The sequence below is a fragment of the Phormidesmis priestleyi ULC007 genome (genome assembly GCF_001895925.1).
Classification (GTDB): domain Bacteria; phylum Cyanobacteriota; class Cyanobacteriia; order Leptolyngbyales; family Leptolyngbyaceae; genus Phormidesmis_A; species Phormidesmis_A priestleyi_A.
Window position 1 is genome coordinate 27,220 of the sequence record NZ_MPPI01000033.1, and the last position, 26,077, is coordinate 53,296.

The window sequence follows — 26,077 nt, forward strand, 5'->3', positions numbered from 1 at the left end:
TCAACTCTGCGCCTTATAGTCCGCCCAGCCTCCAAGGTCAGAAATATCTAGCCAGCCAAATTTTTCGACCAACTCACGCGGATAAAGCATCGCGGTTAACACTTCCCCATCGTCTAAAATCACATCGCTCGGATACATATTAGGCGGCTCGGTTGACACCAAATAGTCATACTGTTCTAACGTCAGTTCGTAGACCTCACCGGGAATGCTGACTCCGTTTTTCTCAACTTGATAAATCGCTGGGTGCCAACCATCGGCGGCTGAATGAAGACGATATAAAGCACGAGTTTTAGCCGATCGAATAAACTTAGCAGACTGGAGATTTCCGTGGTCGGGTTGCCCCTTGAGTGCCGATCCACAGATAAACACGCGTTTTGCCTCAGAACTTGTTTCAGTCATAACGTTATCTCCCTAGCGTAGGAACACTATATTGCAGAAAAGTATATGACAACACATTAGCGATTTGCTTGAAATTGTATATCTCTGTCGTCTTCAAAACAGTAAATCATCATGACTGTGATTACCGCATCTTTTGTTAACCAAGATCGCTTCAACCAAAACATCGCTGAACTCGCTACGATCGGCAAGCTGCCCAATGGAGGCGTGTGCCGCATTGCCTACAGTCCCGAAGTGATTCAGTCGCGGCAACTGGTGCAGCGATGGATGCGAGAAGCCGGAATGACTGTGCACATCGATGCGGCTGCCAACATTATCGGCACCTATGCTGGAAAGCGATCGGGGGCACCTGCCCTAGTTACAGGATCTCACATTGATACCGTTCCGACTGGCGGACGTTATGATGGAGCGCTCGGAGTATTAGCCGGAATTGAAGTCGTGAGAGTGCTGCGAGATCGCTCGATTCAACTCGACCATCCCCTAGAGGTAGTGGTTTTCACCGACGAAGAAGGCGGGATGATTGGCGCAAAAGCCATCTCAGGAACGGCTTTCAGTGAGCCTGAATATTATCGGCGCGATGATGGCACCTCGATCGAGACTTGTCTCCAGCGAGTGGGCGGCGATTGGTCAAAACTCGCCACTGCCAAACGCAATCCCTCTGACATTGCTGCATTTATTGAGCTACACGTTGAGCAAGGCGGAGTTTTAGAACACTACAGCAAACAAATTGGAGTCGTCGAGGGAATCGTTGGGCAACACCGCTATATCGTGACGGTGATCGGTCGATCGAACCACGCAGGCACTACGCCGATGCACTTAAGAAAAGATGCGTTAGTGACCGCTTCTCAAATTGTGTTGGCAGTCAATAATCTCGCTAAAAACGCTTCGGGTTCGCCTGTTGCAACGGTTGGCGCATTAAACGTCGTTCCTAACGCTGCCAACATTGTGCCAGGACAGGTCGAACTGACGATCGACATGCGTGACGTTGATCAAGAACATTTGATCTTATTATCTGAGCAGCTTCAGCAACAGCTACAAGCGATCGCTAAATCGAGCCAAACTGAAATCACAATCACGCCCATTCTGCAAACCGAAGCAGTTTTAGCGACTCCTCAAATTCAGACGGCGATCGTGCAAACTTGCGAAGAAATGGGTTTGAGTTATTGCCACTTGCCCAGCCGCGCGAGTCACGATGCTCAAGAAATGGGGCTGATCGCTGATATGGGTATGATTTTTGTTCCTAGCCAAGCTGGGATCAGCCACGCCGAAGACGAATACACCTCACCTGAAGAATGTGCTCAGGGCGTAGAGATGCTGTTGCAGACGTTGATTCGTCTCGATCGGCTGTATCCCATCAGGGATGTTCCAGAGAATAAGCCAGCCTCAATGCCCCCATACACCTCTGAAACTTTATGACGCGATTGCATTGGATGAGATCGTTTTTTGGATATCACAAAACTCCTGTCTTAAATTCGTTGTAACGCGCATACCATGAAAATTCTATATTTAGCGGGGTATCCTTAAACTCACTCCAGAGCTAATCATAGAGTTCTGCGATCGTGGCATCAGAAATTTCAGCAGGGTTACTTTCTAGATAGAGTTTTGGCAAGGATTTCGACTTTAGATGCCGTTGCGTTCGCTTGAGTATTGATTTTATCGTTTGCGGCAGTATGTTCTTTGGGTTTGCTCATTTACTGATCTACGATTACTTGACGCGCTTTTACCTTTCATTTTATTTGCAGCTTAGCTTTTGCTGTTCACCTTTAGAAGCATCTATGAACTATCTTGTTAAATTGACGACGGTATTAGTGCCTGAATAGGAGAGAGTGAGATAATGCGGTTTAGAGTTGGCTTTTCTAGAGGACGCTTGTCAAATTCGCAAAGACCACGAACCTGAGAATCTTGCTGTTGTACGTCACATTGCCTCAACGCATCGAGAAAATCTCTTCAGCAGAAGAAGGATGAATCCCGATCGTGTAGTCAATCTCTTGTTTAGTAACTCCTTTTTTCATTGCCAATGCAAATCCCTGTAGCATTTCGGCTGCTTGATCACCCACGATGTGAATGCCGATCACTTGATCATTGCTACAGTTCACAACAAGCTTGATCAAAGCCTTTTCGTTTTGACCACTTAAGCTGTGAAATAACGGCTGAAACTCGCTTTGATAACAGCGAACTGCCGCCTCGCCAAAGTGTGCCTGTGCCTGTGGCTCAGTCATTCCTACCGATGCCGCTTCGGGGCGACAGCAAACCGCCGATGGTACGCTGTCATAATCCACTGTCCAAGCATAGTCGCCAAAGATTGTGTCGGCAAAGGCGCGACCTTCTGATAGCGCGACGGGGGTTAGCTGCTTGCGATTGGTGCAGTCTCCAACCGCGAAGATATTGGGCTGGCTGGTGCGGCTGTGGGCATCGACAGCGATCGCGTCCCGATCAATCTCAACGCCGACGCGCTCTAAGCCTAAGTTGTCTAAATTGGCAGTGCGTCCAATCGCGCACAAAACCAGATCGGCGGTGATCGGGGTCGGGTGGTCTGACAACGTTAGCTGCAAGGCGCGATCGCCAGCAATAATTTCTTTAACGGTCGTGCTGCAAGCAATCTCAATGCCTCGCTGAGTTAAGCCATTGTGAATGGCGTTGCTAATCGCGGGGTCGAATCCATTCAGAATGCAGTGTTCGTTGTTGATCACAAACACTTTTGTCCCAAATCCGCGTAGCGCGCTGGCAAATTCAACGCCGATATATCCGCCGCCAATGATGGCAATTTTTTGCGGCAATTGCGGCAGGTGAAACATCTTGTCAGACGTGACGGTGTGTTCAATGCCAGGAATGTTGAGTTTGTTGGGATGACTGCCGACTGCGAGGAGTATTTTATCGGCGGTGATTTTCTGATCGGCGATTTCTACCGTGTGAGCATCGATTAACACTGCCCGATCGTGAATTAATCGAATCCCCTTTTGGATCAACGATCGCTCATGGTTCTGCCGAAATTGAGCCATTGCCTGATCTCGCGCTTTGACAAATTTTGCCCAGTCAAACTGAGGACGATCGCCGCTCCAACCATAGCCTTCAGATGCGTCTGCATAGTGAGCAAAATCAGCCGCATAAACCATGAGTTTTTTAGGAATACACCCCAAATTTGCACAGGTGCCACCGAGGTAGTTGGCTTCTGCGATCGCGACCCGTGCGCCATAGTGGGCTGCTTGCTTTGCGGCTGCCAAGCCCCCAGGGCCTGCCCCAATCACAAACAAATCATAATCTTCAGTCATAGCTAAGTCAGTTTGAGAGTGCCCATCTGTCGTGACTCTAAGGAGTTAGCATCAATCGTGACACCTACCTATAGAAAGAGAAAAATTGTGAGGTGAAATTGAGGATCTGTTATCAAAAGAGAGAGGTTGACGATCGCAGCTTTAGAATATCTTTAAAAATGTGAAAACAATAGATTAGCAACAATGACTGAAACCTTTAAGAAAGGCGATCAAGTTGAGTGGAACAGTTCTGGTAACGAGGTCGAAGGCACAGTTAAGAAAAAAATTACTGAGCCAACCGAGCTTAAGGGACACCACTTTGAGGCTTCAAAAGAGAACCCTGAGTATTTGGTAGAGAGTGACAAGACGGGGAAGGAAGCCATTCACAAGCCCGGATCACTCAAGAAAACTGAAAAATAGTATGATGCCAGAACTGGGATTGGTCTGTATCACCGCATCAAAAGCAGTGCGCTATCGAACTGTGACCCGTAAGAGGCTGTTTCAGTTCGATTCGTCAGAGCAAGCGCGAATGTTGCGCGATCTCTATGCCGATAATTTGCGGCGCTTGAGCGAGGCGATCGAGTTTTGCAGCAACAATCAAATTCGTTTATATCGGATCAGTTCTGCGCTGTTTCCGTTTGCAGATGATGTGATCGGTGAGAAAGTCTTAGAAGAGTTTGAAGCAGAGATTGGACTAGTTGGCGCTCGTGCCTCTCATTTAAACATCCGTTTAGTGTTGCATCCAGATCAGTTTGTAGTACTCAGTTCCGATCGTCCTGAAGTGATCGAAAACAGCATCAAAATTCTCAAAACTCACGCTCGAATCTTTGATTTTTTGAGATTGCCTCAATCACCGTGGGCGTTGATGAATATTCACGGCGGCAAGGGCGATCGGGCAGAGCGATTAATTCAGGTCATTCAAGCGCTACCTGACAATGTGCGATCGCGCCTGACCTTAGAAAATGATGAATATACCTATAGCAGTCAGGATATTTTTGCAGTCTGTCAAGCGGCAAATGTGCCAATGCTATTCGACGCGCATCATCATGTGATTCACGAGCATTTAGACACCTATGAAGATCCGAGCGTTGCCGCAATGTTGGAGGCAGCCCGATCGACTTGGGCGGTTCCAGAGTGGCAAGTAGTGCATATTTCAAATGGAGCCGAAGCCTTTATGGATCAGCGTCACAGCGACTACATCACGGTAATGCCGAGCGCCTATCGTCAAGCACCTTGGATCGAGGTAGAAGCCAAGCAGAAAGAATTGGCAATCAAAAAATTGCAAGATGAATGGTTGTTTTCTAACGTGAATGAGTTGACTCCTGTAATCTCAGAGCCGCCTCAGTTAACCCCTGGAAAAGAGAGTGATAAGATTAGTTTATTGCACTAGCAGAAATTGCTTCTAAACTCGTAGATCCGTCTATCTAGGGATGAAAACTAGAACGCCTAAACTCTACCTTTAGATTGACTGATCTATATCTTGAGTAGATAGAATTCATCAAATATTTAATCCAATATGTACGAGAGAGTACAAATAGAAGTCACGACCTATGCAAGGTAGCTTAGTTGCATTCCCGGAAACCGCGCGGGTAATTCCTGCAACCCTAAAAACTCAGCTAAAACACAATGCCTACTACGCGGCCGAAGAAGCGTTTATCACTCTAGTCGAGGTCGAAGATTTAGATCGTAACTTGCAGACTCACGCTGCGGCGGTTAGCCTGTTTGAAAACGCGCTTAATTCTGCTCTCGAAGACGCATATCAAACTCCGCAAGGGTTGGAGGCGGCTCATCGCTTTATTCAACGAGTCCTCTATCGCATCAATCGGCTCAATCTGTTTTGGTACGATGATTTGCGTCACTATTCCAACGAGCGATCGCTCTATCTGCACCAAATCCGCGATCGCATCGAAACCCCGTGGCAACAGTGGGAATTGTCAAAGCTGGCAGTCGATGACTATCGATCGCTAGATGCAAAACAGGCACTGCTCGATCGCTTTGCCGCCGACCTCGATCCGCCTCTCTCGTCGGATGCTCATTATATGCGCGAGCAAATGACCTTTGAGGGCTATCGTTACTTACTTGCCATTACGTCGTTTGATGGGCTAATCGAAGCCAGTCGGCTGTCTCGGATTTTAGGAGGCGCAGCTAATGAGGTACAAGCCACTTTAACCAAAGTGCTGCTTGAAGAATATGGCAATGGTCGTCTCTCGCGAAAACATTCCACATTCTTTGCTCAAATGCTGACCGAACTCGGACTTAGCACCCAGCCAGAAGCCTATTTTGAGTTGGTGCCCTGGGAAGTTTTGGCCAGCATTAATCACAACTTCCTGCTCACAGAATGTAAGCGCCACTTTCTGCGCTACAACGGAGGACTTGCCTATTTTGAGGTGGCAGGCCCGTCAGCTTATCGCACTTATTTAGCAGCAGCCCAACGGTTGCAGCTTTCTGATGGGGCGATGGGCTATTGGGATTTGCACATCAAAGAAGACGAGCGGCACGGACGCTGGATGATCGAAAACGTCACGCTGCCTTTGGTGCAGATGTATCCCGATCAGGCTTGGCAGATCGTGCTGGGCTATGAACAGGAAAAATTAATGGGTGATCGAGCCAGCGCTGCGGCTGTGCAAGTGATTCGTCAGGGTGAACAGACTGACCTTTTGCCCGTCATTCCAGCACCCTAGCGCTCGATTTGATTAGGACGGGCGATCGCTTGCCCTTCACTAAATTTTGTTATTAACTCCCTATCACAAAGTGAGGTTATTACCTTGACTGGAATATTGCTGCGCTCTTCTGGAGCTTCACAAAGCGAATCCCCTGAGTCTAAAAAGTCTTTTTCTGAAAAGGAAGTCTTTTTCTGCCCTGAAGAATCCCACTTCTATTCCCATTGTTTAGAGCGTTTGGTGTTTAATCAGTGCAGCAATTCTGATTTAGTCGTAGAGTTTGGCTGTGGTGATGGCACTCCGGTTATCAATTCTTTAACCAGAATTAATTTTAACAGCAAAGTGCACGGCTATGAACTGAATTCTTCAGCGCATGCAGTTGCTCAATCTAGAATTAACCAACACAATCTCAACCATCAATACACAGTTTACAATCAGTCCTTTTTTGAAACATCTCAACCTGATGCTCAATATCTGATTGCTAATCCGCCTTACATTCCCGCACCCGATAACAATATTTCCATGCCTTTATTACACGGTGGGGTTGACGGTGCAACCATTACCAATCGATTGCTATCGCTCAACTATCCGAGTGTGATGCTGCTAATTTCTAGCTACTCTAATCCAGTTGGCACGATCGAGCATGCACGGGCAAATGGTTATAGTGTTGCTGATTTTATGATTACACCGCTAAAATTCGGTTATTACAGTTCAGAACCCAAGGTCAAAAATCACATCTCTGAGTTGCGCCAAAATCGTAAAGCCTTTTATTCTGGCAACATTTACTTCTTGGCAGGTGTTTTGTTTAAGAAACATTCTCTTTGTGATGCAGATATATCTACCGAACTGATTCAAGTGATGACATCTTTGTGATGTTTTCATGGTCAATTCAGAATCTATAGGTAATGAATAATTAGTTCATTACCTATTCTCTTTTTGTAGCTGTTGGTGAGGCGTGTGTGAAATGGCAACCGTTGATATTCTGATTCCTAATTATAATCGCCCAGCAGCATTAGCGATTACGATCGCCAGTCTAATCTCTCAAACTTATCGCGACTTTTGCGTCGTTATTTCTGACCAGACTGAAGACTTTGACAGTGGCTTGATCGCGGAGGTGACAGCCGTTTTAAGAGCCTTACGATCGCACGGTCAACCGATCGAAATTCACAAGCATTTACCACGCTTGGGCATGGCAGAACATCGGCAGTTTCTGCTCGACCAAGTGACGGCTCCCTATGCTCTATTCTTAGATGACGATCTGATTTTAGAATCTTATGTCGTTCAACAAATGCTAACCGCGATTCAAGAAGAAGGCTGCGGTTTTGTGGGCAGCGCAAGCGGGTTGAGCTTTATTGAAGATGTCAGAACTCATGAGCAAGCGATCGAGTTTTAGGAGGGAAAAGTTGAGTCAGAAACTCTAGAACCTGGAATGCTTGAGTGGGATCGCTGGCGGCTGCACAACGCAGCGAATCTCTATCATCTTCAGCAAAAATGGGACTCACTCCTGAGCGATCGCGCAAATATCGCGTTGCCTGGGTCGGCGGATGTGTGATGTATGACACTGCCAAGCTTCGCACTGTGGGCGGCTTCCGGTTTTGGCAACAGTGTTCAAAGTCCCCCAATTTTGGGGGATTTAGGGGGCTGAAGCGCTGGAGAACGAAGCAAAAGAACTCATCGAACTGACGTTTCAATTAACGTCGGTTCGATAGAAGTGGGTTGCTCCGGTTGTGAATTCGGGAGAGCTACCTAAATCCCCAAAGCTGGCTCACTTCAAGCCAAAATCTCCGGTTCAAAGTCCCCCAAAATGGGGGATTTAGGGGGCAGAAGCCGCTGACAACGAAGCGAAAAACCTCGTCGAACTGACGTTCAGTTAGAACCCGCTAAAGTTGTACCCAACGCCTACCAAAATGCCAATAGCCGTTTCTCCAGTCACAGTGGCGTTTACCGCAGCCGTCGCCGTAAACTGTGAGCTAATAGGAACATCAACTCCACCCGTTAGCAGCAGCGCAACGTCACCACCATCTCCGGTCGAAATCGCGGCTCCGATCCCGACATAAGGGGCAGCCGTAAAGCCTAGCGTTTCGGTCGGGCCTTCGCCAAACGAGAAATCATAAGTAACCGGAAGCAAAATTGTCACGTCACCGCTAAATAGCAAAGAAGGACGCACCGAAAACGAACGCAGTAAGCCAATCTTGCTGATCACTGCAAAGCTGCCTTCGCCCAGTGAAGTGTCGCCACTGCCGATGCCAATATTGCCGCCGATCCCCACATAGCTAGAACCCGATCGAGTCGATTGCCCCGGAGAAACTTGATTCAGAATTGGTGTGGTTTGAGGAGTCGTTTGAGTGGGAGTCGTCTCAGTCGGAACAGTAGGCTGAATCTGAGGAGTCGTTTGAGTGGGAGTCGTCTCAGTTTGAACTGGGGTCTGAACAGGCTGCGGAGCGCTCTGAGTTTGGGTCGGAGTCCCCGATGTGTCAGGTTGAGAAGTCCCAGATGGGCTTGTGTTCTGAGCCACAGCGGTTCCAGGTGAAATAGGAGATTCTGTAAAATTGGCTTGAGCAGGAGTCTTCGCTTCCTGAGGCGATCGGAGACTCGACAGCCCGATCGCAGACTGAGCCACTTTACCCGGAACTGGCTTAACCACGCGAGGCATGATCGGTTGTGATGGGGCAGCGATCGACGCACTAACAGAGCTTTCTGCAAGTGGCGCATGATCGCTGCTGGGGCCTTCTGCCTGTGCTTTTAAGTTGCCTGCAAAAACAGCTAGGCAAACAAAACTTAGGGGTAAGAAAACACGTTTGAACCGAAACAGATTAAATTTCATAGCTTATCTAATAAATTCTAGACGTAGGTTTATGATCGCCACCAAAAAGCGCTGTTGACTTTTCAGCTTGACTTTTAGAGCGTAAGAACGAACGTCATTTGAACCCTCTCTCTAAAGAAGGAATATCTGCAATCTCAGAGGGTGAAAAAATCTTTTTTTATCTCCTTAGATAAGTGGCAAAATTTTGCGATCGTGTCGGTGATAACGTGCGAGCTTTAAGAATGGCAGCCCCTAAAAAGGCATAAGACAAAATTCCGACGAGTGCCAAAACAAAAGGACTCACCGAACCGATCGCATTCCACAAAGCATGCAAACTAGCCGCCGAAAGGTAGCCGATCCCCAAAATAACTGCGCTTTGTCTAGGCTTCAAAACGCTCAACCCAATAAAATAGCCAAAATAGCCGCTATAAGCCATGTGCCCTGATATTGAACCTAACAGACGAGGAATCAGCAGTTGCAGCCCCATGAGCTGCCGGGGCCCATCGCCAAGCTGCAATGTTGTGTTTTGAATCATATCCGGCACATACTGCCCCAGAGTTTCCAGCAGAGTAAAGCCTACAGCAGAAGCCGCCCCTAACAAAATGCCATCGAGCGGTTCTGAGATGCCAACGCGCTCTTTCCAAGGAGTTGGAAGCAATCGTCCTAAAAGATAAAAACCTAAAAGCGGCAGGGCTTTAAGTAGCTCCTCCATTAACCCCGCACCAAAAAACATCCGAATCAGTAGCACCATAAAGTTCATCGGCTCTCCCGCTTCGGGAACTTGCCCCGGCAAGAGTTGTCGAAACAGCACAATGAACAGCGGCAAAACCGGACTTCGCAACAACAGCACCGTCGTCAACCCTGCGCTCAACAGCACCCACCAGGGTTTGTGCTTGCCGCAAAGTCGATAGACAAAATAGTAAGCAGCCAGGGCGATATAAGTGGCTAATAAAAGGTTAAATAGAACCGCGTTCCCGACGGCTACAAACAGGCTGACCACAAAGCCAACCGTGATCATGGCGGGGGCAAGATAGGCTTTTTGGTGCAGATTCAGCCCTGCCGAAGCGATCGGAAAAAGCTGAGTAAACGTGACAGAATTTCTAGGAACCCGTGGCACGAGTAGGAGCGGCTTCATCTCCTTTAGAGTCTGGACAGGCGGTGAAGGGTTTGGAGGAGCGCAATAGTCAAACACAAACTCTGGGCCATTTTGCCCCAACGAAACTCGATCGCCCCCATTCAAAACTCTGCATCCTCGCAACCGTTTGCCATTCAGATAAGTGCCATTTGAGCTATTGAGATCACACACCCACCAGGTAGGTCGCCCGTTTGCAGTGGTGGCAGTTGGGCGAATCTCAACGTGACGACGCGAAACCGAGCCATAGACAGTCGAGTCGAGAACAACTTGGCAACGAGGGTCACGCCCGATCGCCATTATTTGTTCAGTAGAAAGAGAATAGGTTGGCTGTTTCTGTGCAGAAAAGCTTCCACTGGGCAGTTGTCGCAGTGAAGCGATCGCAAGGGGGTTGCCCGTCATTGTTCGCGGATTTCAGCGGATGGCATGAGCCAGAAGCACCCGGTAGAAGATGTCAGGCTATAGGAAACATTTCATACATAATCTTGAACCCTTTTGGCTAAATCATCAAGTTTGAATGAAGAATCTGCCAGTCAAACTCAATGACTTGAGGTTCATTTTTGGTTCGCTTTGGTGTCTAAGACGGCAGTGTAAAAGAAAATTGCTGTGAGCGGCACACTGATTGCGAGAATAATTCCGGTGGTCAGTCCACCTAGCTGAGGGTTGCCAGACGATAACTCGAAAACCGAACCGACTGCGGCGATCGCTGCCACACACGATCCGCCTAAAAACACACCACTTTTTGGAGTCACAGATTTTGCCCCTAATTTTAATAATTCTAAAGTTTATTTAATCGGTTCACTCAAACTTTAAGCGATCGCGGATTAAGTTAAGGTGGAACAGCCGTCTCGGCTGTTTGAGGTCAGGCAAGATGCCTAACCCATAGAATCAGAAGTTACTTAATCCATAGCCCTAAGCGATCGGTTTGACCGCATGAGCCGAAAAGCCGCGCTTGGTGAGTTCTTGAGTGAGAGCCAGCTTATTTTCAACGCGATCGACAAACAGCACCCCATTTAAGTGATCAATTTCGTGCTGAATGGCCCGGGCAAGTAACCCGGTGGCACTGATGATCTGTGGACGACCATGCTCATCTTTAAAAGAAACGTCGATCGCTTCTGGGCGCGTCACATCTAAATAGACTCCTGGAATGCTCAGACAGCCTTCTTGCCCAACCTCAAAGTCACGGCTCGATTTTTTGATCACCGGGTTGATCAAAATCAGAGGCGGAGTTGCTGCATTTTCAGGGTCACAGTCTACAACAATTAGCTGCTTATTGATCGCCACCTGCGGAGCTGCTAACCCGATGCCATCTTCGCTATACATGGTTTGCAGCATCTCACGCACCATCTGCCGAATCTCAGCATCAATTTTTGAGACACGCTTGGCGGGCTGACGCAACACCCGATCGCCCAGTTGGTAAATCTCTAAGGGTGGCTTCGCTAACTTTTTCTTCTCAACCAAAACTTCAGAAGTCATGGACTTAATTTCTCAACAATATGACAAAGGTCGAACTGATTCCGCTTTAAATCTATCTTAACGAATTCTGGCGACTCCCCCAAATGTTAGAGATTTTATGTTTGATGTCGCCCAAATTTTTTAGAAGCTTTGCCAACTTGGTGATAAAAGATAACGGAGACGACCAAAATTTGGGGATAGCGTGTGTTTCGTTTTTTGACAAAGCTAGATTATTTGGGGCGAGAAACGCTGCTCGGTTTGCGTCGCGGTGGCTGGATGAATTGGGCAGCCGTCAGCACAGTGACAGTGCTGCTGTTTCTGTTTGGCATGGGTTTGCAGGCTTCTTGGCAGCTAGAAGGCTTGCTCAATCAGGTGGGCAGTCAGCTAGAGGTTTCGGTTTATTTAGAAACTGGGGTCGATGGCGCAACCCTGAAACCCGTGGTGATAAAGTTTCCAGAAGCTGAGGCGGTGAAGAATATTCCTAAAGAAGAAGCTTGGGCAAACCTGGTCAAAGATCTAGGCATTTCTGATCTCAAAGATGCCGATCGCCAGCTTGAAGGCAACCCCTTAGTAGACGAACTCAAAGTCAGGGCTAAATCTTCAGAGTCGGTTCCCATCTTGGCTAAAAAGCTGAAAAGGTTGCCGGGCGTGGAAGACGTACAATATGTAGACGAAGCCGTCAAGCGCATCGCTCAACTCAATCGCGGCTTAAATTGGCTAAGTTTGATGATTACCGGGCTATTGACGCTGACGGCGATCGCTGTGATCAGCACCACTATCCGCCTGATCGTTATGGCACGTCGCCACGAGATCGAGGTCATGCAACTAGTTGGGGCAACCTCAAGCTGGATTTATCTACCGTTTATCTTGCAAGGCGTGGTGTTTGGAGTGGTAGGCGCGACGATCGCCTGGGGCTTGATTCGAGCGGTCGAACAGTTTTTGAGAAGCTTGCTGGCGCAGCAGCCAGATTTTGTACAATTCTTGGCAACGGATCTGTCAGTTCGCCCGATCGACACGCTGGCTCTGCCGCTGATCTTGCTGGGATTTGGTGGCTCTGTCGGTTTGTTAGGAAGTCTCTTTGCCGTTCGTCGTTTTGCAACTCGCTAATTCAACCTTATGAAATCTCAATGGGACTGTTTTCTACAAAATCTAGGCGAGTGGCAGGGTTCGTTTACGCAATTCTCGCCGCGAGGAGAAATTCTCAGCGATACGCCGTCTTTGCTATCTCTAGAAGGGCTAGACAATAATCAGAAGGTGCGCCTGACGCTGCGCCGTGCAGGTAAAGAAGATCTCGTGGCGGAATATTCGACGATCGGCGGTGGGCTGCGATTTTGTGAAAATGGGGCGTTTTCTACAGGATCAATGCAGTTTGCGCCCTACACGCAGTTTGGGGCAGAGTTAGCTTTGCTGCACGACGATCGTCGCCTTCGCCTAGTGCAGTTGTTTAACAAAGAGAGTCAGCTTGAGCAATTAACGCTGATTCGAGAGCAGCGAGTCGGAACGAATGCGCCAGAGTTTCCGCTTTTGACAGTGGATGATCTCGTGGGCGAGTGGAACGGTGAAGCGGTGACGATTTATCCTGACGGGCGATCGCCTGACTCTTATCAAACATCCTTAAAGCTGCACCGTGAAGGAAGCGATCGGCTGGTGCAAGAATTATCGTTTGGGGGAGAGAGGACGATCGCGTCAACGGCAACAATTCACGGTTCGGTGCTTTCGTTTGAGCAGATACAAGTGCTGTTGTTGCCAGGTGGAGCTTCTTCGACGTGCCCGGTGCAAATTAAATTGGGTCAGCCATTGTTTTTAGAAGTGGGTTGGTTGCTTCAGCCCGATTTGCGTCAACGACTGATCCGCCGCTACAGCGATAAAGGAGAATGGGTGAGCTTGACTTTGTTGACCGAAAGGAAAACTTCTTAAACCTATGAACAACCCTGAAGAAAATCTCAAATTGCATCTTCGCCCTCGTGTGACAAAAACCGTTGCGCTTCAAGTTCCAGTTGATGTGTTGGAATCGCTTAAAAGGGTTGCAGATAGTCGAGATATGCCTTTAGAAGTGCTGCTGAGGCTCTATATCGGGCAAGGGCTGCGGCAAGATTTAACTGAGGTTTTTTCTGAACGGGTGCTAGAAACAATGGCTCAAGTATTAGCAAGACACATTCAATCGGAAGAAGAAATTTCAACGATTTTACAAGAGATTCAAGCTGAGACGACTTAACGAATCGCACCATTGTAAAGCACCGTTGTTTTGAAGTCGGCTTTGTCTACGCGCACTTCGGTCTCTATAAATGGAGTGTCAGAACCCGGAGCGCTTCCTTTGAAGGTAAATAGCCAAAAGTCACCTTTATCAACGTAAGGAGATTGGGCGGCCGAGCCGTGCATTGATCGCTCTGCCCGATAAACGCCAAGCCCACCATTCGCCGCTTCACCCGCTTGACGTGCAAGATTTTTGGCGCGGCTGAGTGCTTCGATTTCTTTAACTTTGGCTTGAACGATCGGATCGGTGAATTGGGCACGCACGATCGGGCTGACGACAAACGGAAACACCAACAGCGTTAATAAAATGAAATATCGCATGATCAAAAAGCTCCACAGGATTGTTTTAATGAATTTGATGAATTTGCTCGAAGCGATCGACGATCACATCGGCATTTGCCAATTGATGGGGATGGGTGCCTCCCCAAGTTACTCCCACACTTGCGATCGCGCCGCCTCGTCTCGCCAATTCAATATCTGCACTAGAATCTCCGATCAATAAAGTAGCAGCAGGAGACACTTTTAACGCTTGACACGCTAGATGCAGCAGGCGTGGGTCAGGTTTGCTCAGTCCGTTACGGCTGCCCATTTGCACCTGGAAATAAGCCGCGAGATCATAGAGTTTGACAAAATCTTGCACGTTTTCTTCGGTGTCAGCAGAGAGAACGCCGATTTTGAGATCGGAACCTACCAAGGATTTGAGTAACAGACGTGCCCCTTCAAAAAGCGGAGTCAGTTCAGCTTTGCAAGGGAGGGCACGATCGGCATCCAGCAAAGCAGTGTGAGCGATCGTTTTTGCCTCGATCCAGTCTCGCCCGGTTGCAGCAATGCAGGCAGCCGTTGCGATCTCATCTTCTTGACGAGTCGAGACGGCAATCAATCCGACGGGGTTGACTCGTCCATCGACTAGTCCGAATGTCTTTAATAAAGACTCTTTGACTCCGGGCACTTGCGCCTCGACAAAGCGCGATCGTTGCAGCGCCAAAGCAACCAGAAAATCACGGGAGTCGGCTAACGTTCCATCTTTGTCGAAGAGAACTGCCTCAACGTTATAGAAAGTTTTGGCACCACATTGAATCGTCGCCATAGCGTTTGTGATCAGGGTCAATAAAAAAGAGGGATATTACTCCCTCTTTCTGTGAATCAATTAGCGGCAACTATTCGTCGATCGCGGGAACCAATTCTTCGACTGCTTCGATCGGAGGAATTTCTGCCTCTTCTTCCGCAGAAGGAATTTCTTCAATCACAGCTTCGATCGGAGGAATTTCTGCCTCTTCTTCCGCAGAAGGAATTTCTTCTTCAACCGCAGCCACTTCTTCGGCAACTGCTGCCGGAGCGCTGCCCTGCTGATTGATCTGCATCTGTTCACGATACTTTGCTGCCATTTCTTCAGCTTTCTCGTAAACCACCTCAGGGTTTTTCACCATGTCGCCAGGTTCAGGCTCTAGCTGCTTAGTAGACAGCGAGATCCGACCACGCTCGGCATCAAGGTCGATGATCATCACCTTCACCTCATCATTGACGTTAAAGACGCTGTGAGGCGTGTCAATGTGATCGTGAGAGATTTCTGAGATGTGCAGCAGACCGCTCACACCGCCGATGTCAATAAACGCGCCATAAGGCTTGATGCCACGCACCGTGCCGATGACGACTTCGCCCACTTCAAGGCGGTTCATCTTACGCTCAACGAGGGCACGACGATGGCTGAGAACCAGACGGTTTCGCTCTTCGTCTACTTCTAAAAATTTCAAGGGCAACTCTTCACCCACCAATTCTTCTTTGGGTTTGCGAGTGCTGATGTGAGAACCCGGAATAAACCCGCGCAGACCCTCAATGCGAACTAGGGCACCGCCTCGGTTGGTTGCAAACACGAGCGATCGCACCGTAGCATCTTCAGCCTGAAGTTGTCGAACTCGCTCCCAAGCGCGCATATATTCAATGCGACGAATGGAAAGGGTCAACTGCCCGTCTTCATTTTCATCTGCCAAAATGAAGAATTCGCGAGTTTCATTAGACTGCAACACTTCTTCAGGGTTGTCAATGCGGTTGATTGACATCTCCTGAATGGGAATGTATGCAGCAGTTTTAGCACCGATGTCAATCAGAGCGCCTCTTGGCTCTAGACTAAATACGGTCCCGGCGACGACATCACCAGGGCTGAAGTGATAGTCGTATTTGTCGAGCAAAGCTGCGAAATCTTCGTGAGTAAAGCCGACATCAATAGTTAAAGTGTTCTGATTGACCATGCTGATAGTTTCCCAGTGGTATCTCCGTAAGGGTTCGCCTCCTGTCGATGCGATGCACAGAATAATTGTGTGCAGCCTACACCTTCACCTCTCCACCATTGTAAGAGATTTGCTTTTAGACAGACTAAGAGTTTAGAAGCATTATCATAACGCAACCCGGCTCCCTCTTCACACCTGAATATTTCTGAATGACTAAACTTTATTAGCAAGATTTATCATCTAGCTTATGGAAGACAAACGGCGATGATGTCTTCAAAATTACAAAACCGCGCGTTTTTGAAGACGGGCTTTTTCTTTAACGTGAATTCGATGAAATTTCTCGCGGCGATTGCCAATCCGGGAACGCCCCCTAGCTCCCCAATTCCGGCAGGGTGGTTTCATTGTCGCGAGAGACTTTACCCCTCACCCCCAGCCCCTCTCGCCCTTGTGGGCGAGGGGGCAAGAGCCTAATTTTCTCCCTTCTCGCTTCTCCCCTAGGAGAAGCGATTATTTTGAATGTTCAGGAAATTATGCCAATGCAGGAACAGGGTCTGGGGTGGAGCGCAACTTCGGTTGCCAGTCTTGTTCAGAAAGTGTTTGTAAATATAAATGAAGGAGTAGTCCAGTGAGCGAATAGATCAGCGATACCTAAAGGAAGCGACTATTTCTCAGTTGAGACCCTCAGTGAACCTTATTGAGTGAACCTTATGAGGAATGCAGCTTTAGTGCCGCAAGTGCGGGTTCGGGAAGGGCGAGAGTCCCAACCGCGCTTAGGGATCATCGATAGTCAGTCCGTCAAACTCGGACCAAAAGGGGGAAGAACACGGGGTTGATGGACCCAAAAAGGTGAAAGGGTGCAAGCACCATCTTGTTGTAGAGGGATTGGGACTCGTGTTGGGCGGTTATGTCACTGCTGCGAATACCGCCGATGTCAAGGCGGCTCCTGCGGTTTTGGTCTGGGTGTGGGAGCAGTTTGAACGGATTGCTAAAGTGCTGGCAGACCAAGGAGATCGGGAAGTCTTAAGCGCATTAATCACCCGCTACTTTGCCGAGCCAGAGCGACAAGTGAGCGTTGAGATGAGTCAGCGTCCAACTGAGACCAAAGGTTGCCAGGTCGAACCCAAACGATGGATTGTTGAGCGGACTTGGACTTGGTTGGAGAATGCCCGAATCCTGACTCGCGACTATGAGCGGTTGCCGGAAAATCACGAAGGGATGATTTATATCGTCATGATTCGACTAATGCTGCGACGATTAGCCAAAAATCGACGAGCTTGCGAGCCTAAAACTGCTTAACCAACCTTTACAAACACTTTCTTAATGGTCAGCACTTCCGAAACACTTCAAATGCGCTTGGCTAATCAGCGCGTGTTGATTCGTAGCAGCGATTGGCAGATTTTACAGGAATTTCAGATGCACTAGGAGACTGCTCATCACCTCGTATTGCCTACGACAGCATCATTCTAGAAATTATGTCTTCCCGTCAAGAACACAAGAACGCCACTTGCTTGATTTGAGTATTTGTTGAAATTCTGATAGAAGAGTTGGAACTCAACCTTAAATCAATGCAATTCACGACGCTTGACCGTGAAGACTTGAGGCACAGAACTAGACAAATACTACTACATTTTTAACGAACCAATGCACTCTAAACCGAAATCGGAGTGAGCGAATTTTGGCGCTATAACGGCAAAAGCCTGACCATTTATCAACTTCAAAACAGCACCTATCAATAGGTTTCAGCCAATCTACTCTTTCCTCGGGTGAGCAAAGAATGACTTTATCAATTTCTAAAAGACTGTGCCAAGGCGAAACCCAAGCAAAACGGAAATTCCGCGCTTGGGTTCGTGTGGAGAGATAAAAAAGTTAGACAATTTTGTAGTCTGAAAGTGCTGATTCTTCGTTCAGATTTAGAAGCACTAAAAAATAAAGTTAAACAATTTCTCGCTTTTTCTTGGGTTTCGACATAAGAAAATATGAATTTTTTCAATAAAGAAGTTAAACAATTCCTGAAATCCCCTTGGGTAGCTAGTTTGAGTATCTCTTAAAAAGAGATTTAATCACTTTTTTCAGTCCCACCAGTAGACCACGATGGACGGCGGTGCGGGATGTCTTCCTAGTAGTTGTCTAGTGCGGGTTCGATCTATGACTTCTGTACGATCGCATTGCCAAACCTCGCCTAAATTAGCCTTGTAATGCTAATTTGTCCTGAGGAATGTCATCATCCTTTGCTATTACTACTGTCGGGAACTTAGGTGCAGGTCATTTTCAGAGTGATGTTCTCATTCTAGTTGACTTGTAGGAGTAGAGGTTTCTTCATGTTCCTATGCTAATAATCCTCCTCCAATGCCTGCATTCTCTGTCATTGTCGGGTTAATAGTTCAGTCTCGTCCAGGATGTTAATTTGCTTGATCAGGTCTCGCGACTCATCGCACAGAAATTGCCACTGCGCCCCCAAACCTGCCCGAAATGCAGCTTGAACCAAAGGCGGATCAACACAGATCGTCACTAATTTGCCATAATTAACCATTAATTCGTTCTGAAAGTGAACCAGTTGGGTGAACTGCTGTCGATCTCGCGGGCAAAAAAAGCCTCGGTAAAAAACGACAATCAGGGGATAGCCATCTAGAAACCCTAAATACTGATCCATCAAGCTCGCTTGGGTGAGGCTAGAGAGTTTAATCTGTTCGTTCTCGTGGTTCGCTAACTCAACGTCAGAAAAGTGATTTCCTACTTGCAAATTCGTTGTCATGGTTGAATCTTCCTTACATATTGGGGCAACCTGGCATATCGTCTCCAACCAACAACCGCGCTAAGCTGGGTAATGCTTCACCGTAAGTCGGATGAATGTGTACCGATCGTTCTAGTAGTTGCCAAGTTGCTCCCGCTTCCATTAGAGATAGAAATACGTGGACTAACTCAGCCGTTTCGTAACCGACTAAGGTTGCTCCTAAAATTTTGTCGGTGTCGCGATCGATCACCATGCGGTAGAATCCCAGGTCGTGACCCCACTCGATCGCTCGTGCAATATGGCTCATGGGTAGCGTTACACAGCGAGCATTGATGCCTTTTTTCTGAGCTTGTTCTAGCGTCATGCCGACACGCCCGACTTGAGGTTCGGTGTACATGGCATAACCGAGAACCCGATCGTGGCGCGTCCGATTTTCACCACACAAAATTGCTTTGAGACGACGATAATCCTCCCAAGACACATGGGTAAAAGCAGGCTGTTTGGCTGCATCTCCGATCGCATAAACCCCAGAACCAGTTGTATGGAACTGGTCGTTGATTTTGACGAACCCCTGGTTATCTAGCTCGATTCCGCTTGCTGCCACGTTGAGAGCATCGGTGTTTGGTTTCCGTCCAATCACAACCAGTAAGGCTTCTCCCTGAAGTTGTTCACCATTGCTGAGGGTCAGCGTAAATACATCATTCTCGTGAGCCACCTGCTCAACATTGACCTCAAAGTGAACCTGAATGCCATCTTGTTTTAACGCCTCAGCTAAGACCTCGCTGACCTCTGGTTCTTCTTGACCTAGAACGCGATCGCCTCGCACAATCAAGTGAGTTTGACTGCCCAAACGAGCCAATCCCTGACCTAACTCCAAGCCGATGTAGCCAGCCCCAATTACTAACAAACGTGGGGGTAGTGTCTTTAAATCAAAGAAGTTGCGGTTGGTTAGGTAAGGAGTTCCTGCAAGACCGGGAATGTCAGGAATCAATGATGAGGTGCCCGTGTTGATCACCACTAAGGGAGCTTGAACCGTCACATCTCCGCCTATAACAGTGCGTTCACCTGTAAAAGAAGCTTCTGCACAGACGACGTTGACACCTGCGCCTTCTAGTCGCTTGTGAGCTCCTTGGCTGAAGCGATCGCGAATTGCTCTCACCCGCTCCATCACCGCAGGAAAGTTTACTTCGACTTGAGTATGAATGCCTAACTTCTCAGCCTGCCGCGATCGCCCTGCTGCATGAGCCGCTGCCAAAAAAGCCTTAGAGGGAGTACAGCCATAGTTGATACAACTACCACCCAAAGCATCCCGTTCAAACAGCATCACTTTGCGTCCTTCTTTGGCAAAATCAGCCGCCAGTGGAATACCACCCTGACCACTGCCAATCACAATCACATCTGCGGTTTCCATCGATTAGTTGCCTCACTGGGGAATGCTTCTCTCATAACAGTCTCATGCTCTTAAAGAACACTGAAAAGAAACTGAGTAGGAGATTAATTTTCTTGAGATATCTCTAACACTAGACCTTTTGCGTCGTAAGCTAAAAAATGGCTAAAAGCTTTACGGGTCAGGCATTTCAGCTATTAGTGCCAGAAAACGGCTACAAGTCTTTTGACATATAAGTTTCAGGGCAATTTCTTCGCTATCACGCAAAAGGTCTACTAACTGATGCTCTAAAAAGCTCTATGGCGCGTCTGATTTACTGTGCGCTTCGTCAATCTCGCCAAATTGCTGGATCAGTTGAGCAACCAAACCCGTCCACCCTGTTTGATGACTGGCACCAATGCCTGCGCCGTTATCGCCGTGGAAGTATTCGTAGAACAGCAGCAAATCTTGCCAGTGTGGGTCTGTTTGAAATTTACCATTGCTGCCGTAAACGGGTCGTTGTCCTGACGAATCTTTGAGGAAAGTTTGGATCAGTCGATGCGAGAGATTAGCTGCCACGTCCCAGAGCGTTAGCATTTGACCTGACCCAGTTGGATACTCTACTTTGAAATCGTCTCCTAAATAATCGTGAAACTTTTGCAGTGATTCAATTAGGAGAAAGTTGACTGGAAACCAGACAGGACCTCGCCAATTAGAATTGCCGCCAAACAAACCGCTAGTAGACTCTGCGGGTTCATAATCGACGCGAAACTGCATTCCATCGGCATCAAAAATATAGGGACGATCGGCATGACAGCGAGAAATTGCCCGAATGCCATAGTCTCCTAAGAACTCGTGTTGATCGAGCATCTTTTGCAAAATCCGTCTTAGTTTGTCGCGGGAGACGATCGCCAGCAATCGCCGTGCCTGCATTCCTTCCGTTTCCATACAAGCTACATTCTGGCGCAGGTCTGGACGGTGTTGGATGAACCAGTCCAGCCGTTTTTTGAACGCAGGCAGTTGTTTGAGCGTTTCTGGTTCTAGCGTTTCTACGGCAAACAAAGGAATCAACCCGACCATCGATCGCACCTTTAGCTCAATCTGGCGATCGTCAGGCAGATGCAGTACATCGTAGTAGAATCCTTCTGTTTCATTCCAAAGCGTGTCTTCCATCTCACCAATGTGATTCATGGCATCGGCAATGTAGAGAAAGTGTTCAAAAAACTTAGTAGCAATGTCTTCGTAAACGGGATTTGTTTTGGCAAGTTCGAGCGCGATCGTCAACATATTTAAGCAATACATTCCCATCCAACTGGTGCCATCGGATTGATCAATGTATCCACCTGTCGGAAGTTGAGTACTGCGATCGAACACACCAATGTTATCTAATCCTAGAAAGCCACCTTGAAAGACGTTTCTGCCTTCTACATCTTTGCGATTTACCCACCACGTAAAATTGAGCATCAACTTCTGAAACACACGCTCTAAAAACTGACGATCTGCACGTCCATACATCTTTTGCTCAATCTGATAGACGCGCCAGGTTGCCCACGCATGAACCGGAGGATTGACATCTCCTAAAGCCCATTCATAGGCTGGAATTTGCCCATTGGGGTGCATATACCATTCTCGCGTCAGCACATCTAACTGGTATTTGGCAAAATCTGGATCAATCATAGCGATCGGAAGACAGTGAAATGCCAGATCCCAAGCAGCAAACCAGGGATATTCCCACTTGTCGGGCATCGAGAGAATGTCATCGGTGTAGAGATGGAACCACTCTTGATTTCTGCCCCGTTTGCGTTCGGGTGGGGGCTGAGGTGCAGAGCGATCGCCCTTCAGCCAATCTTCTACAACGTAGTGATAAAACTGCTTGCTCCACAGCATTCCCGCAAATGCCTGTCGCTGCACGTTTCGCATATCTTCGCTAATAGATGCGGAAACAATACCTCGGTAAAATTCATCAGCTTCTTGTTTGCGGGTTGCAAAGGTTGCATTAAACTCACCGCCGAAGGGTTCACTTAAACTGGGCGCATCACTCAAGCGCAACTGGATTGTTTTAGTTTCACCAGGCGCGATCGACCCTTCGTAATGCACGGCTGCTTTTGTGCCAACTTGATCACGATTAACTGCCGTTGTATTACCTTGAACCACGTAATCATTAATGCCATCTTTTACATGAGGTGAAGCATTAGACGTACCAAACAACCGTTCATAATTTGTTTCATTCTCGGTAAACAAAAGTTCTGCATTTCCAGATGCGTAGAGCCATCGTTTCCCCAGCGTTGAATGAATTGCACTAATCACATTCGCGTTCGCGTTTGATTTTGTCTCTTGCAAGGTTGGCTTACTTTCGTCAGTGTCCCATGACCAGGTATTACGAAACCAGAGCATTGGCAAAATATGGAGCGGTTTTGCCTCAGCACCCCGATTAACCACAGTAATTTGAATCAAAATATCTTCAGCCGATTGCTTGGCATATTCGATAAACACATCAAAATAGCGATCGTCCTCAAATACTCCAGTATCCAACAACTCAAACTCTGGCTGATGGCGATCGCGGCGGCGATTCTCCTCAACTAACTGAGCATAAGGAAACGCCTGATGCGGATATTTGTAGAGCGCTTTCATATATGAATGCGTCGGCGTATTGTCTAGATAAAAGTAATATTCTTTGACATCTTCGCCATGATTGCCTTCATTGCCAGTCAGCCCAAATAGCCGCTCTTTGAGAATGGGATCTTCACCGTTCCACAGCGCGATCGCAAAACATAATCGCTGATGGTTGTCTGAGATTCCAGCAATGCCATCTTCGCCCCAACGGTAAGCCCGCGATCGTGCCTGGTCATGTGTGAAGTAATCCCAAGCGGTTCCATGCGGACTGTAATCTTCGCGCACGGTTCCCCATTGGCGATCGCTCAAATACGATCCCCATCTGCGCCAGTGTGCCTGATGAGTCAGCGATTCTTGTAGTCGTTGAGCTTCTGCGGTTGTGGTTGCCATTGTTGGAAGACTCCATGTGAGAAAATCTGGTGTTAAATCTCTTAATTGGAGTATCTACCTAAAAACCAATAGAAAGTTGAGGATGAGATGAGAAATGTCTGAGAGATGAGTGGGTGCGATCAGTTAGGTTAGAACCGATCGCTTGAGCAGAAAGATGACGGATCGACCTTTGGCGGCTTCAAAGTTCAAGCGCACGTGCGATCAGTTAGGTTAGAACCGATCACTTGAGCAGAGTGATAAACAAATTGAGTCCTAACCAAAACTTAACGATGAATCTCAAATGACTATTACAATCTAAAGTGTAGACAGAATAACGTTCCCAATCACCCGCCGCAGGTAGCCTTGAACAATCAGCAGCTAACCTCTCGGCGGTCGGGTGCATTGGGGTTGTTATGCGGCAACTTAACGACAAGATCATCAGCTATCTTCTGTCATATCTTCGGTGACGAGAGCTTCGCTCAATTGCTTCAGATCGAAGTACATCGTTCGATAGGGATTCACAGGTGGTAAAGGATCGGTGGGAATGGCAAACTCAAACCCTAACTTTGCATAGAAACCGGATGCATCATAAGCGGGTTCAACATCAGCATCATAGAGCGCATCGACGGTAATGAATCTCACGCCAATTATCGGCGTAACCTCGGTAATCACGTAGTCGATTGCCCAATCCATCAACCGAATACCAAGACCTTTTGTCCGTCGATCAACTGCCAGTAGACCGATCTTCACCGCAGGAAAAGTCCTATACTTCACGCCTTCTTTCGCCAACAGGGGATCTTCAACCTGCAACTTATCCGCTAACAGCGTAATATAGCCAGCTAAAGTATCCTCAACCCGGACAATCCAGCACTGACAAAGGGATGCATCAATTTCCCGATGAATGCGCCCCTGTTTCCAATAGGTCACGAATTCACCCCTGATACAGCGAAACCCCTGACCAAGTTTCCGAAGTTCAGGGGTTAGAAGCTCAATATCGATTTGGGAGAAGTCTAAGCCATCAAACTTACCGGAGCTAGGCATGTTTCTGGGCTTTGCGACGACGAGCAGCAATCCGCTTTGCAAGGGCAAGAACCCGATCATTAACCACTGCACTACCGGAATCGATCGCTTCCAGCAGTTTCTTGGCTGCTTCGCCCGAAACAGGTTGGGATTGGGTATGGAGTGGATACTTCATAAGAGGACTCGTTTGCTTCTCTGTCATCATAACAAACGAAAAAGCCAGATGGACAACCTCCTAAATCTTCTGTGTCCAAGCAACCCCGCCCATTACAGACCCAACGATCGCAGAAATCCCCAGAAAGGCTCTGGCGGGACTGCCTTCTTCGATCGTTGGAAAGATGACGATACTGAGGACGGCAACGACGATTGCGCCAATCCTCACACCTTGCCAAAACTGACGTTTCATTGCTGGGGCGTTTTCTGGATTTCCTGGGATGATCGCAGCGTGAATGATGGCGACGATCCAAAGCATAAACCCATAGCAGTACCAATTGAGTGGCTTTCCGCCTTTTTCACTCGCAAGCATCGCTGGCGCTAAAGCCAAGAGCGCTAGAAAAATTGGGGTTGCAGGGCTAAAAGCGAGCATCATCAGACCGACGATGACACAGCCCGTAATGAGAAGTGCCGGATTTGCCGCATCGATATTGGTGCTGGAATTTGATTGAGGAGTTCGGGTCATAATTTCCGGTGCATGAACTGTATAAAATTGGGCTGTAGCGATCGAATTTAAATATCTGCAAGTTTGTGTTGGACATGCTGCTGGAAAGCCAAAAGCCCGCCCTGAGTATCCCAAGCCTTTTTGAATGTGGGCAATTCTTCTAGCTTCATGACATCACCACCCATGTAGGCGAGAACTTCTGGGTAGCCAAAAATCAACTCTGCCTTCACTGAAGGGGGTGGCTTTGTGCCACCGATCGCCCAAACCACTTCAACAATTCGATAAAGATTCCAATCACTTGACGAATCTTCACGTTCAGCCTGACGATTAAGCACTTTAACAAGATGAGTGACGTACCCATGCTGACGAAGCAGAATTAAGTCATCTCTTTTAAGTCTATTGGCATTGGCTTCATCGTCTTTCCAAGCCAATTTGAACAATTCGCCCTTTTTAAATTCACAGTAAGCCCACCCATCGGAAGGTCTTACATTCTTTGTCCACTAGAGATGCTCTGAATTCATCAATTCTTTCACCGGGTAGTCGAAGCCGCATACCTAGTTGAGCCGCAACCGCAAGCGGTTCTGCTCACTGACGAAGAATGCAAATTCGGTTGTCGGTTCCAACGCTAGTTAGATCGTAGCGTCACGAAGATTTTAGCATACAGTACAAGTGAACTAAATAGCGCTGTCGGTCTAACGGTTCGCTTGAGCGGCTGTAAGTAACCTTGAACTCAACACCAAGATCTTTCGTAGTCCGCTCCAAGCGAATTGTTAGGTGACAATTTTAGACAATTATTGGCATCAAAAATTGTTTAATTACTACATTTGTGAGTGTTCTACAGAGATGATTTCTACAAAATCACTTATATTTTCATCTATGAAATCCATTAGAGGACATCAGGAACTCCACGTCGAGAAAGGAGATCTTTAGTGAGTTCTGTTCGTAGAGCACTACACTTCTTTTGAATAGATTCATAATCAGAATCTGCTTCTATACTGCATCAGGGCACAGATTGCGTGTTACGAAAGGACTGAAAGCGAAGCGTTAATAGGGAGTCTATACTCGCCACGATTGAGAAATGGACTTTTGGATTGTTCTCCCGCATCAACGATAAGATGAGGTTTGTTCTAGAGCAGGAGAAAAGAGGT

At 47.7% G+C, this 26,077-nt stretch carries 27 protein-coding genes; 11 read left to right on the top strand and 16 right to left on the bottom strand.

Annotated elements, in window-relative coordinates; all coding sequences use genetic code 11:
- Window positions 1-399, bottom strand: a complete 399-nt coding sequence (locus tag BRW63_RS20565) for a gamma-glutamylcyclotransferase family protein (RefSeq protein ID WP_073074284.1) — start codon at window positions 397-399, stop codon at window positions 1-3.
- A 111-nt stretch (window positions 400-510) separates the two neighbouring features.
- On the opposite strand from BRW63_RS20565, the gene BRW63_RS20570 reads away from it, so the two are divergent.
- Window positions 511-1,812, top strand: a complete 1,302-nt coding sequence (locus BRW63_RS20570) for a Zn-dependent hydrolase (RefSeq protein ID WP_073074285.1) — start codon at window positions 511-513, stop codon at window positions 1,810-1,812.
- 509 nt (window positions 1,813-2,321) lie between these two features.
- Here the strand turns inward: BRW63_RS20570 and gorA are convergent.
- Window positions 2,322-3,665: a glutathione-disulfide reductase gene (gene gorA / locus BRW63_RS20575; protein WP_073074286.1), complete on the bottom strand. Its 1,344-nt coding sequence runs from the start codon at window positions 3,663-3,665 to the stop codon at window positions 2,322-2,324.
- Window positions 3,666-3,848: 183 nt separating this feature from the next.
- Here gorA and BRW63_RS20580 point away from each other — a divergent pair, with 183 nt between their 5' ends.
- The 6 genes from BRW63_RS20580 to BRW63_RS29070 all read left to right on the top strand — a co-directional run bounded on the left by BRW63_RS20580 (window position 3,849) and on the right by BRW63_RS29070 (window position 7,987).
- Window positions 3,849-4,064: a hypervirulence associated TUDOR domain-containing protein gene (locus BRW63_RS20580; protein WP_073074287.1), complete on the top strand. Its 216-nt coding sequence runs from the start codon at window positions 3,849-3,851 to the stop codon at window positions 4,062-4,064.
- A 1-nt stretch (window position 4,065) separates the two neighbouring features.
- On the top strand, window positions 4,066-5,034 hold the full coding sequence (uvsE, locus tag BRW63_RS20585; RefSeq protein ID WP_073074288.1) for a UV DNA damage repair endonuclease UvsE: 969 nt from the start codon (window positions 4,066-4,068) through the stop codon (window positions 5,032-5,034).
- 160 nt (window positions 5,035-5,194) lie between these two features.
- Window positions 5,195-6,325: an iron-containing redox enzyme family protein gene (locus tag BRW63_RS20590; RefSeq protein ID WP_073074289.1), complete on the top strand. Its 1,131-nt coding sequence runs from the start codon at window positions 5,195-5,197 to the stop codon at window positions 6,323-6,325.
- Between the two features lie 84 nt (window positions 6,326-6,409).
- Entirely contained in the window at window positions 6,410-7,177 is a 768-nt protein-coding gene (locus tag BRW63_RS20595) for a methyltransferase (RefSeq protein ID WP_143162090.1), read from the top strand.
- 91 nt (window positions 7,178-7,268) lie between these two features.
- Window positions 7,269-7,697, top strand: coding sequence for a glycosyltransferase family 2 protein (locus BRW63_RS29065; RefSeq protein ID WP_073074290.1), 429 nt, complete (start codon window positions 7,269-7,271; stop codon window positions 7,695-7,697).
- Between the two features lie 98 nt (window positions 7,698-7,795).
- Window positions 7,796-7,987 (top strand): hypothetical protein, encoded by a 192-nt coding sequence (locus tag BRW63_RS29070; protein ID WP_219898650.1) that lies wholly within the window; start codon window positions 7,796-7,798, stop codon window positions 7,985-7,987.
- Window positions 7,988-8,174: 187 nt separating this feature from the next.
- Here the strand turns inward: BRW63_RS29070 and BRW63_RS20605 are convergent, their stop codons facing one another.
- The 4 genes from BRW63_RS20605 to def all read right to left on the bottom strand — a co-directional run bounded on the left by BRW63_RS20605 (window position 8,175) and on the right by def (window position 11,715).
- Window positions 8,175-9,128: a hypothetical protein gene (locus BRW63_RS20605; RefSeq protein ID WP_083583117.1), complete on the bottom strand. Its 954-nt coding sequence runs from the start codon at window positions 9,126-9,128 to the stop codon at window positions 8,175-8,177.
- Between the two features lie 157 nt (window positions 9,129-9,285).
- Window positions 9,286-10,641, bottom strand: a complete 1,356-nt coding sequence (locus BRW63_RS20610; protein ID WP_073074291.1) for a PrsW family glutamic-type intramembrane protease — start codon at window positions 10,639-10,641, stop codon at window positions 9,286-9,288.
- Between the two features lie 152 nt (window positions 10,642-10,793).
- Entirely contained in the window at window positions 10,794-10,991 is a 198-nt protein-coding gene (locus tag BRW63_RS20615; protein WP_073074292.1) for a hypothetical protein, read from the bottom strand.
- Window positions 10,992-11,151: 160 nt separating this feature from the next.
- Window positions 11,152-11,715, bottom strand: coding sequence for a peptide deformylase (def, locus tag BRW63_RS20620; RefSeq protein ID WP_073074293.1), 564 nt, complete (start codon window positions 11,713-11,715; stop codon window positions 11,152-11,154).
- Between the two features lie 183 nt (window positions 11,716-11,898).
- Between def and BRW63_RS20625 the strand changes: the two genes are divergently transcribed.
- From BRW63_RS20625 to BRW63_RS20635, 3 genes are read left to right on the top strand one after another with little or no spacing between them, the layout of a single operon-like run.
- Window positions 11,899-12,801, top strand: coding sequence for a cell division protein FtsX (locus BRW63_RS20625; protein WP_073074294.1), 903 nt, complete (start codon window positions 11,899-11,901; stop codon window positions 12,799-12,801).
- A gap of 9 nt (window positions 12,802-12,810) precedes the next feature.
- Entirely contained in the window at window positions 12,811-13,611 is an 801-nt protein-coding gene (locus tag BRW63_RS20630; RefSeq protein ID WP_073074295.1) for a DUF3598 family protein, read from the top strand.
- A gap of 4 nt (window positions 13,612-13,615) precedes the next feature.
- Window positions 13,616-13,909: a hypothetical protein gene (locus BRW63_RS20635; RefSeq protein ID WP_073074296.1), complete on the top strand. Its 294-nt coding sequence runs from the start codon at window positions 13,616-13,618 to the stop codon at window positions 13,907-13,909.
- Here the strand turns inward: BRW63_RS20635 and BRW63_RS20640 are convergent.
- The 3 genes from BRW63_RS20640 to BRW63_RS20650 form a co-directional block, all read right to left on the bottom strand.
- The gene (locus tag BRW63_RS20640; RefSeq protein ID WP_083583119.1) at window positions 13,906-14,268 is read right to left on the bottom strand and encodes a hypothetical protein; all 363 of its coding nucleotides are present in this window, start codon (window positions 14,266-14,268) and stop codon (window positions 13,906-13,908) included. The genes BRW63_RS20635 and BRW63_RS20640 overlap by 4 nt on opposite strands.
- A gap of 25 nt (window positions 14,269-14,293) precedes the next feature.
- Window positions 14,294-15,034 carry an HAD family hydrolase gene (locus tag BRW63_RS20645; RefSeq protein WP_073074297.1) on the bottom strand — a complete coding sequence of 247 codons (741 nt, stop codon included), beginning with the start codon at window positions 15,032-15,034 and terminating at the stop codon, window positions 14,294-14,296.
- A 70-nt stretch (window positions 15,035-15,104) separates the two neighbouring features.
- The gene (locus tag BRW63_RS20650; protein WP_073074298.1) at window positions 15,105-16,193 is read right to left on the bottom strand and encodes a 30S ribosomal protein S1; all 1,089 of its coding nucleotides are present in this window, start codon (window positions 16,191-16,193) and stop codon (window positions 15,105-15,107) included.
- 762 nt (window positions 16,194-16,955) lie between these two features.
- On the opposite strand from BRW63_RS20650, the gene BRW63_RS20655 reads away from it, so the two are divergent.
- The gene (locus BRW63_RS20655) at window positions 16,956-17,468 is read left to right on the top strand and encodes a transposase (RefSeq protein WP_073074299.1); all 513 of its coding nucleotides are present in this window, start codon (window positions 16,956-16,958) and stop codon (window positions 17,466-17,468) included.
- Window positions 17,469-18,534: 1,066 nt separating this feature from the next.
- On the opposite strand, the gene BRW63_RS20660 is transcribed toward BRW63_RS20655, so the two are convergent.
- The 7 genes from BRW63_RS20660 to BRW63_RS20690 all read right to left on the bottom strand — a co-directional run bounded on the left by BRW63_RS20660 (window position 18,535) and on the right by BRW63_RS20690 (window position 25,360).
- Window positions 18,535-18,924: a redoxin domain-containing protein gene (locus BRW63_RS20660; RefSeq protein ID WP_073074300.1), complete on the bottom strand. Its 390-nt coding sequence runs from the start codon at window positions 18,922-18,924 to the stop codon at window positions 18,535-18,537.
- Window positions 18,925-18,937: 13 nt separating this feature from the next.
- Complete coding sequence (locus tag BRW63_RS20665) at window positions 18,938-20,314, bottom strand: dihydrolipoyl dehydrogenase family protein (protein ID WP_073074301.1); 1,377 nt, start codon at window positions 20,312-20,314, stop codon at window positions 18,938-18,940.
- Window positions 20,315-20,587: 273 nt separating this feature from the next.
- Window positions 20,588-23,272, bottom strand: coding sequence for an MGH1-like glycoside hydrolase domain-containing protein (locus BRW63_RS20670; protein ID WP_073074302.1), 2,685 nt, complete (start codon window positions 23,270-23,272; stop codon window positions 20,588-20,590).
- A 417-nt stretch (window positions 23,273-23,689) separates the two neighbouring features.
- Window positions 23,690-24,178, bottom strand: coding sequence for a GNAT family N-acetyltransferase (locus BRW63_RS20675; RefSeq protein ID WP_223257449.1), 489 nt, complete (start codon window positions 24,176-24,178; stop codon window positions 23,690-23,692).
- A gap of 106 nt (window positions 24,179-24,284) precedes the next feature.
- Window positions 24,285-24,446, bottom strand: a complete 162-nt coding sequence (locus BRW63_RS28480) for a hypothetical protein (protein WP_181314443.1) — start codon at window positions 24,444-24,446, stop codon at window positions 24,285-24,287.
- A gap of 60 nt (window positions 24,447-24,506) precedes the next feature.
- Window positions 24,507-24,950 carry a hypothetical protein gene (locus BRW63_RS20685; RefSeq protein ID WP_073074305.1) on the bottom strand — a complete coding sequence of 148 codons (444 nt, stop codon included), beginning with the start codon at window positions 24,948-24,950 and terminating at the stop codon, window positions 24,507-24,509.
- Between the two features lie 47 nt (window positions 24,951-24,997).
- Complete coding sequence (locus tag BRW63_RS20690) at window positions 24,998-25,360, bottom strand: hypothetical protein (RefSeq protein WP_143162091.1); 363 nt, start codon at window positions 25,358-25,360, stop codon at window positions 24,998-25,000.
- Window positions 25,361-26,077 lie beyond the last annotated feature (717 nt).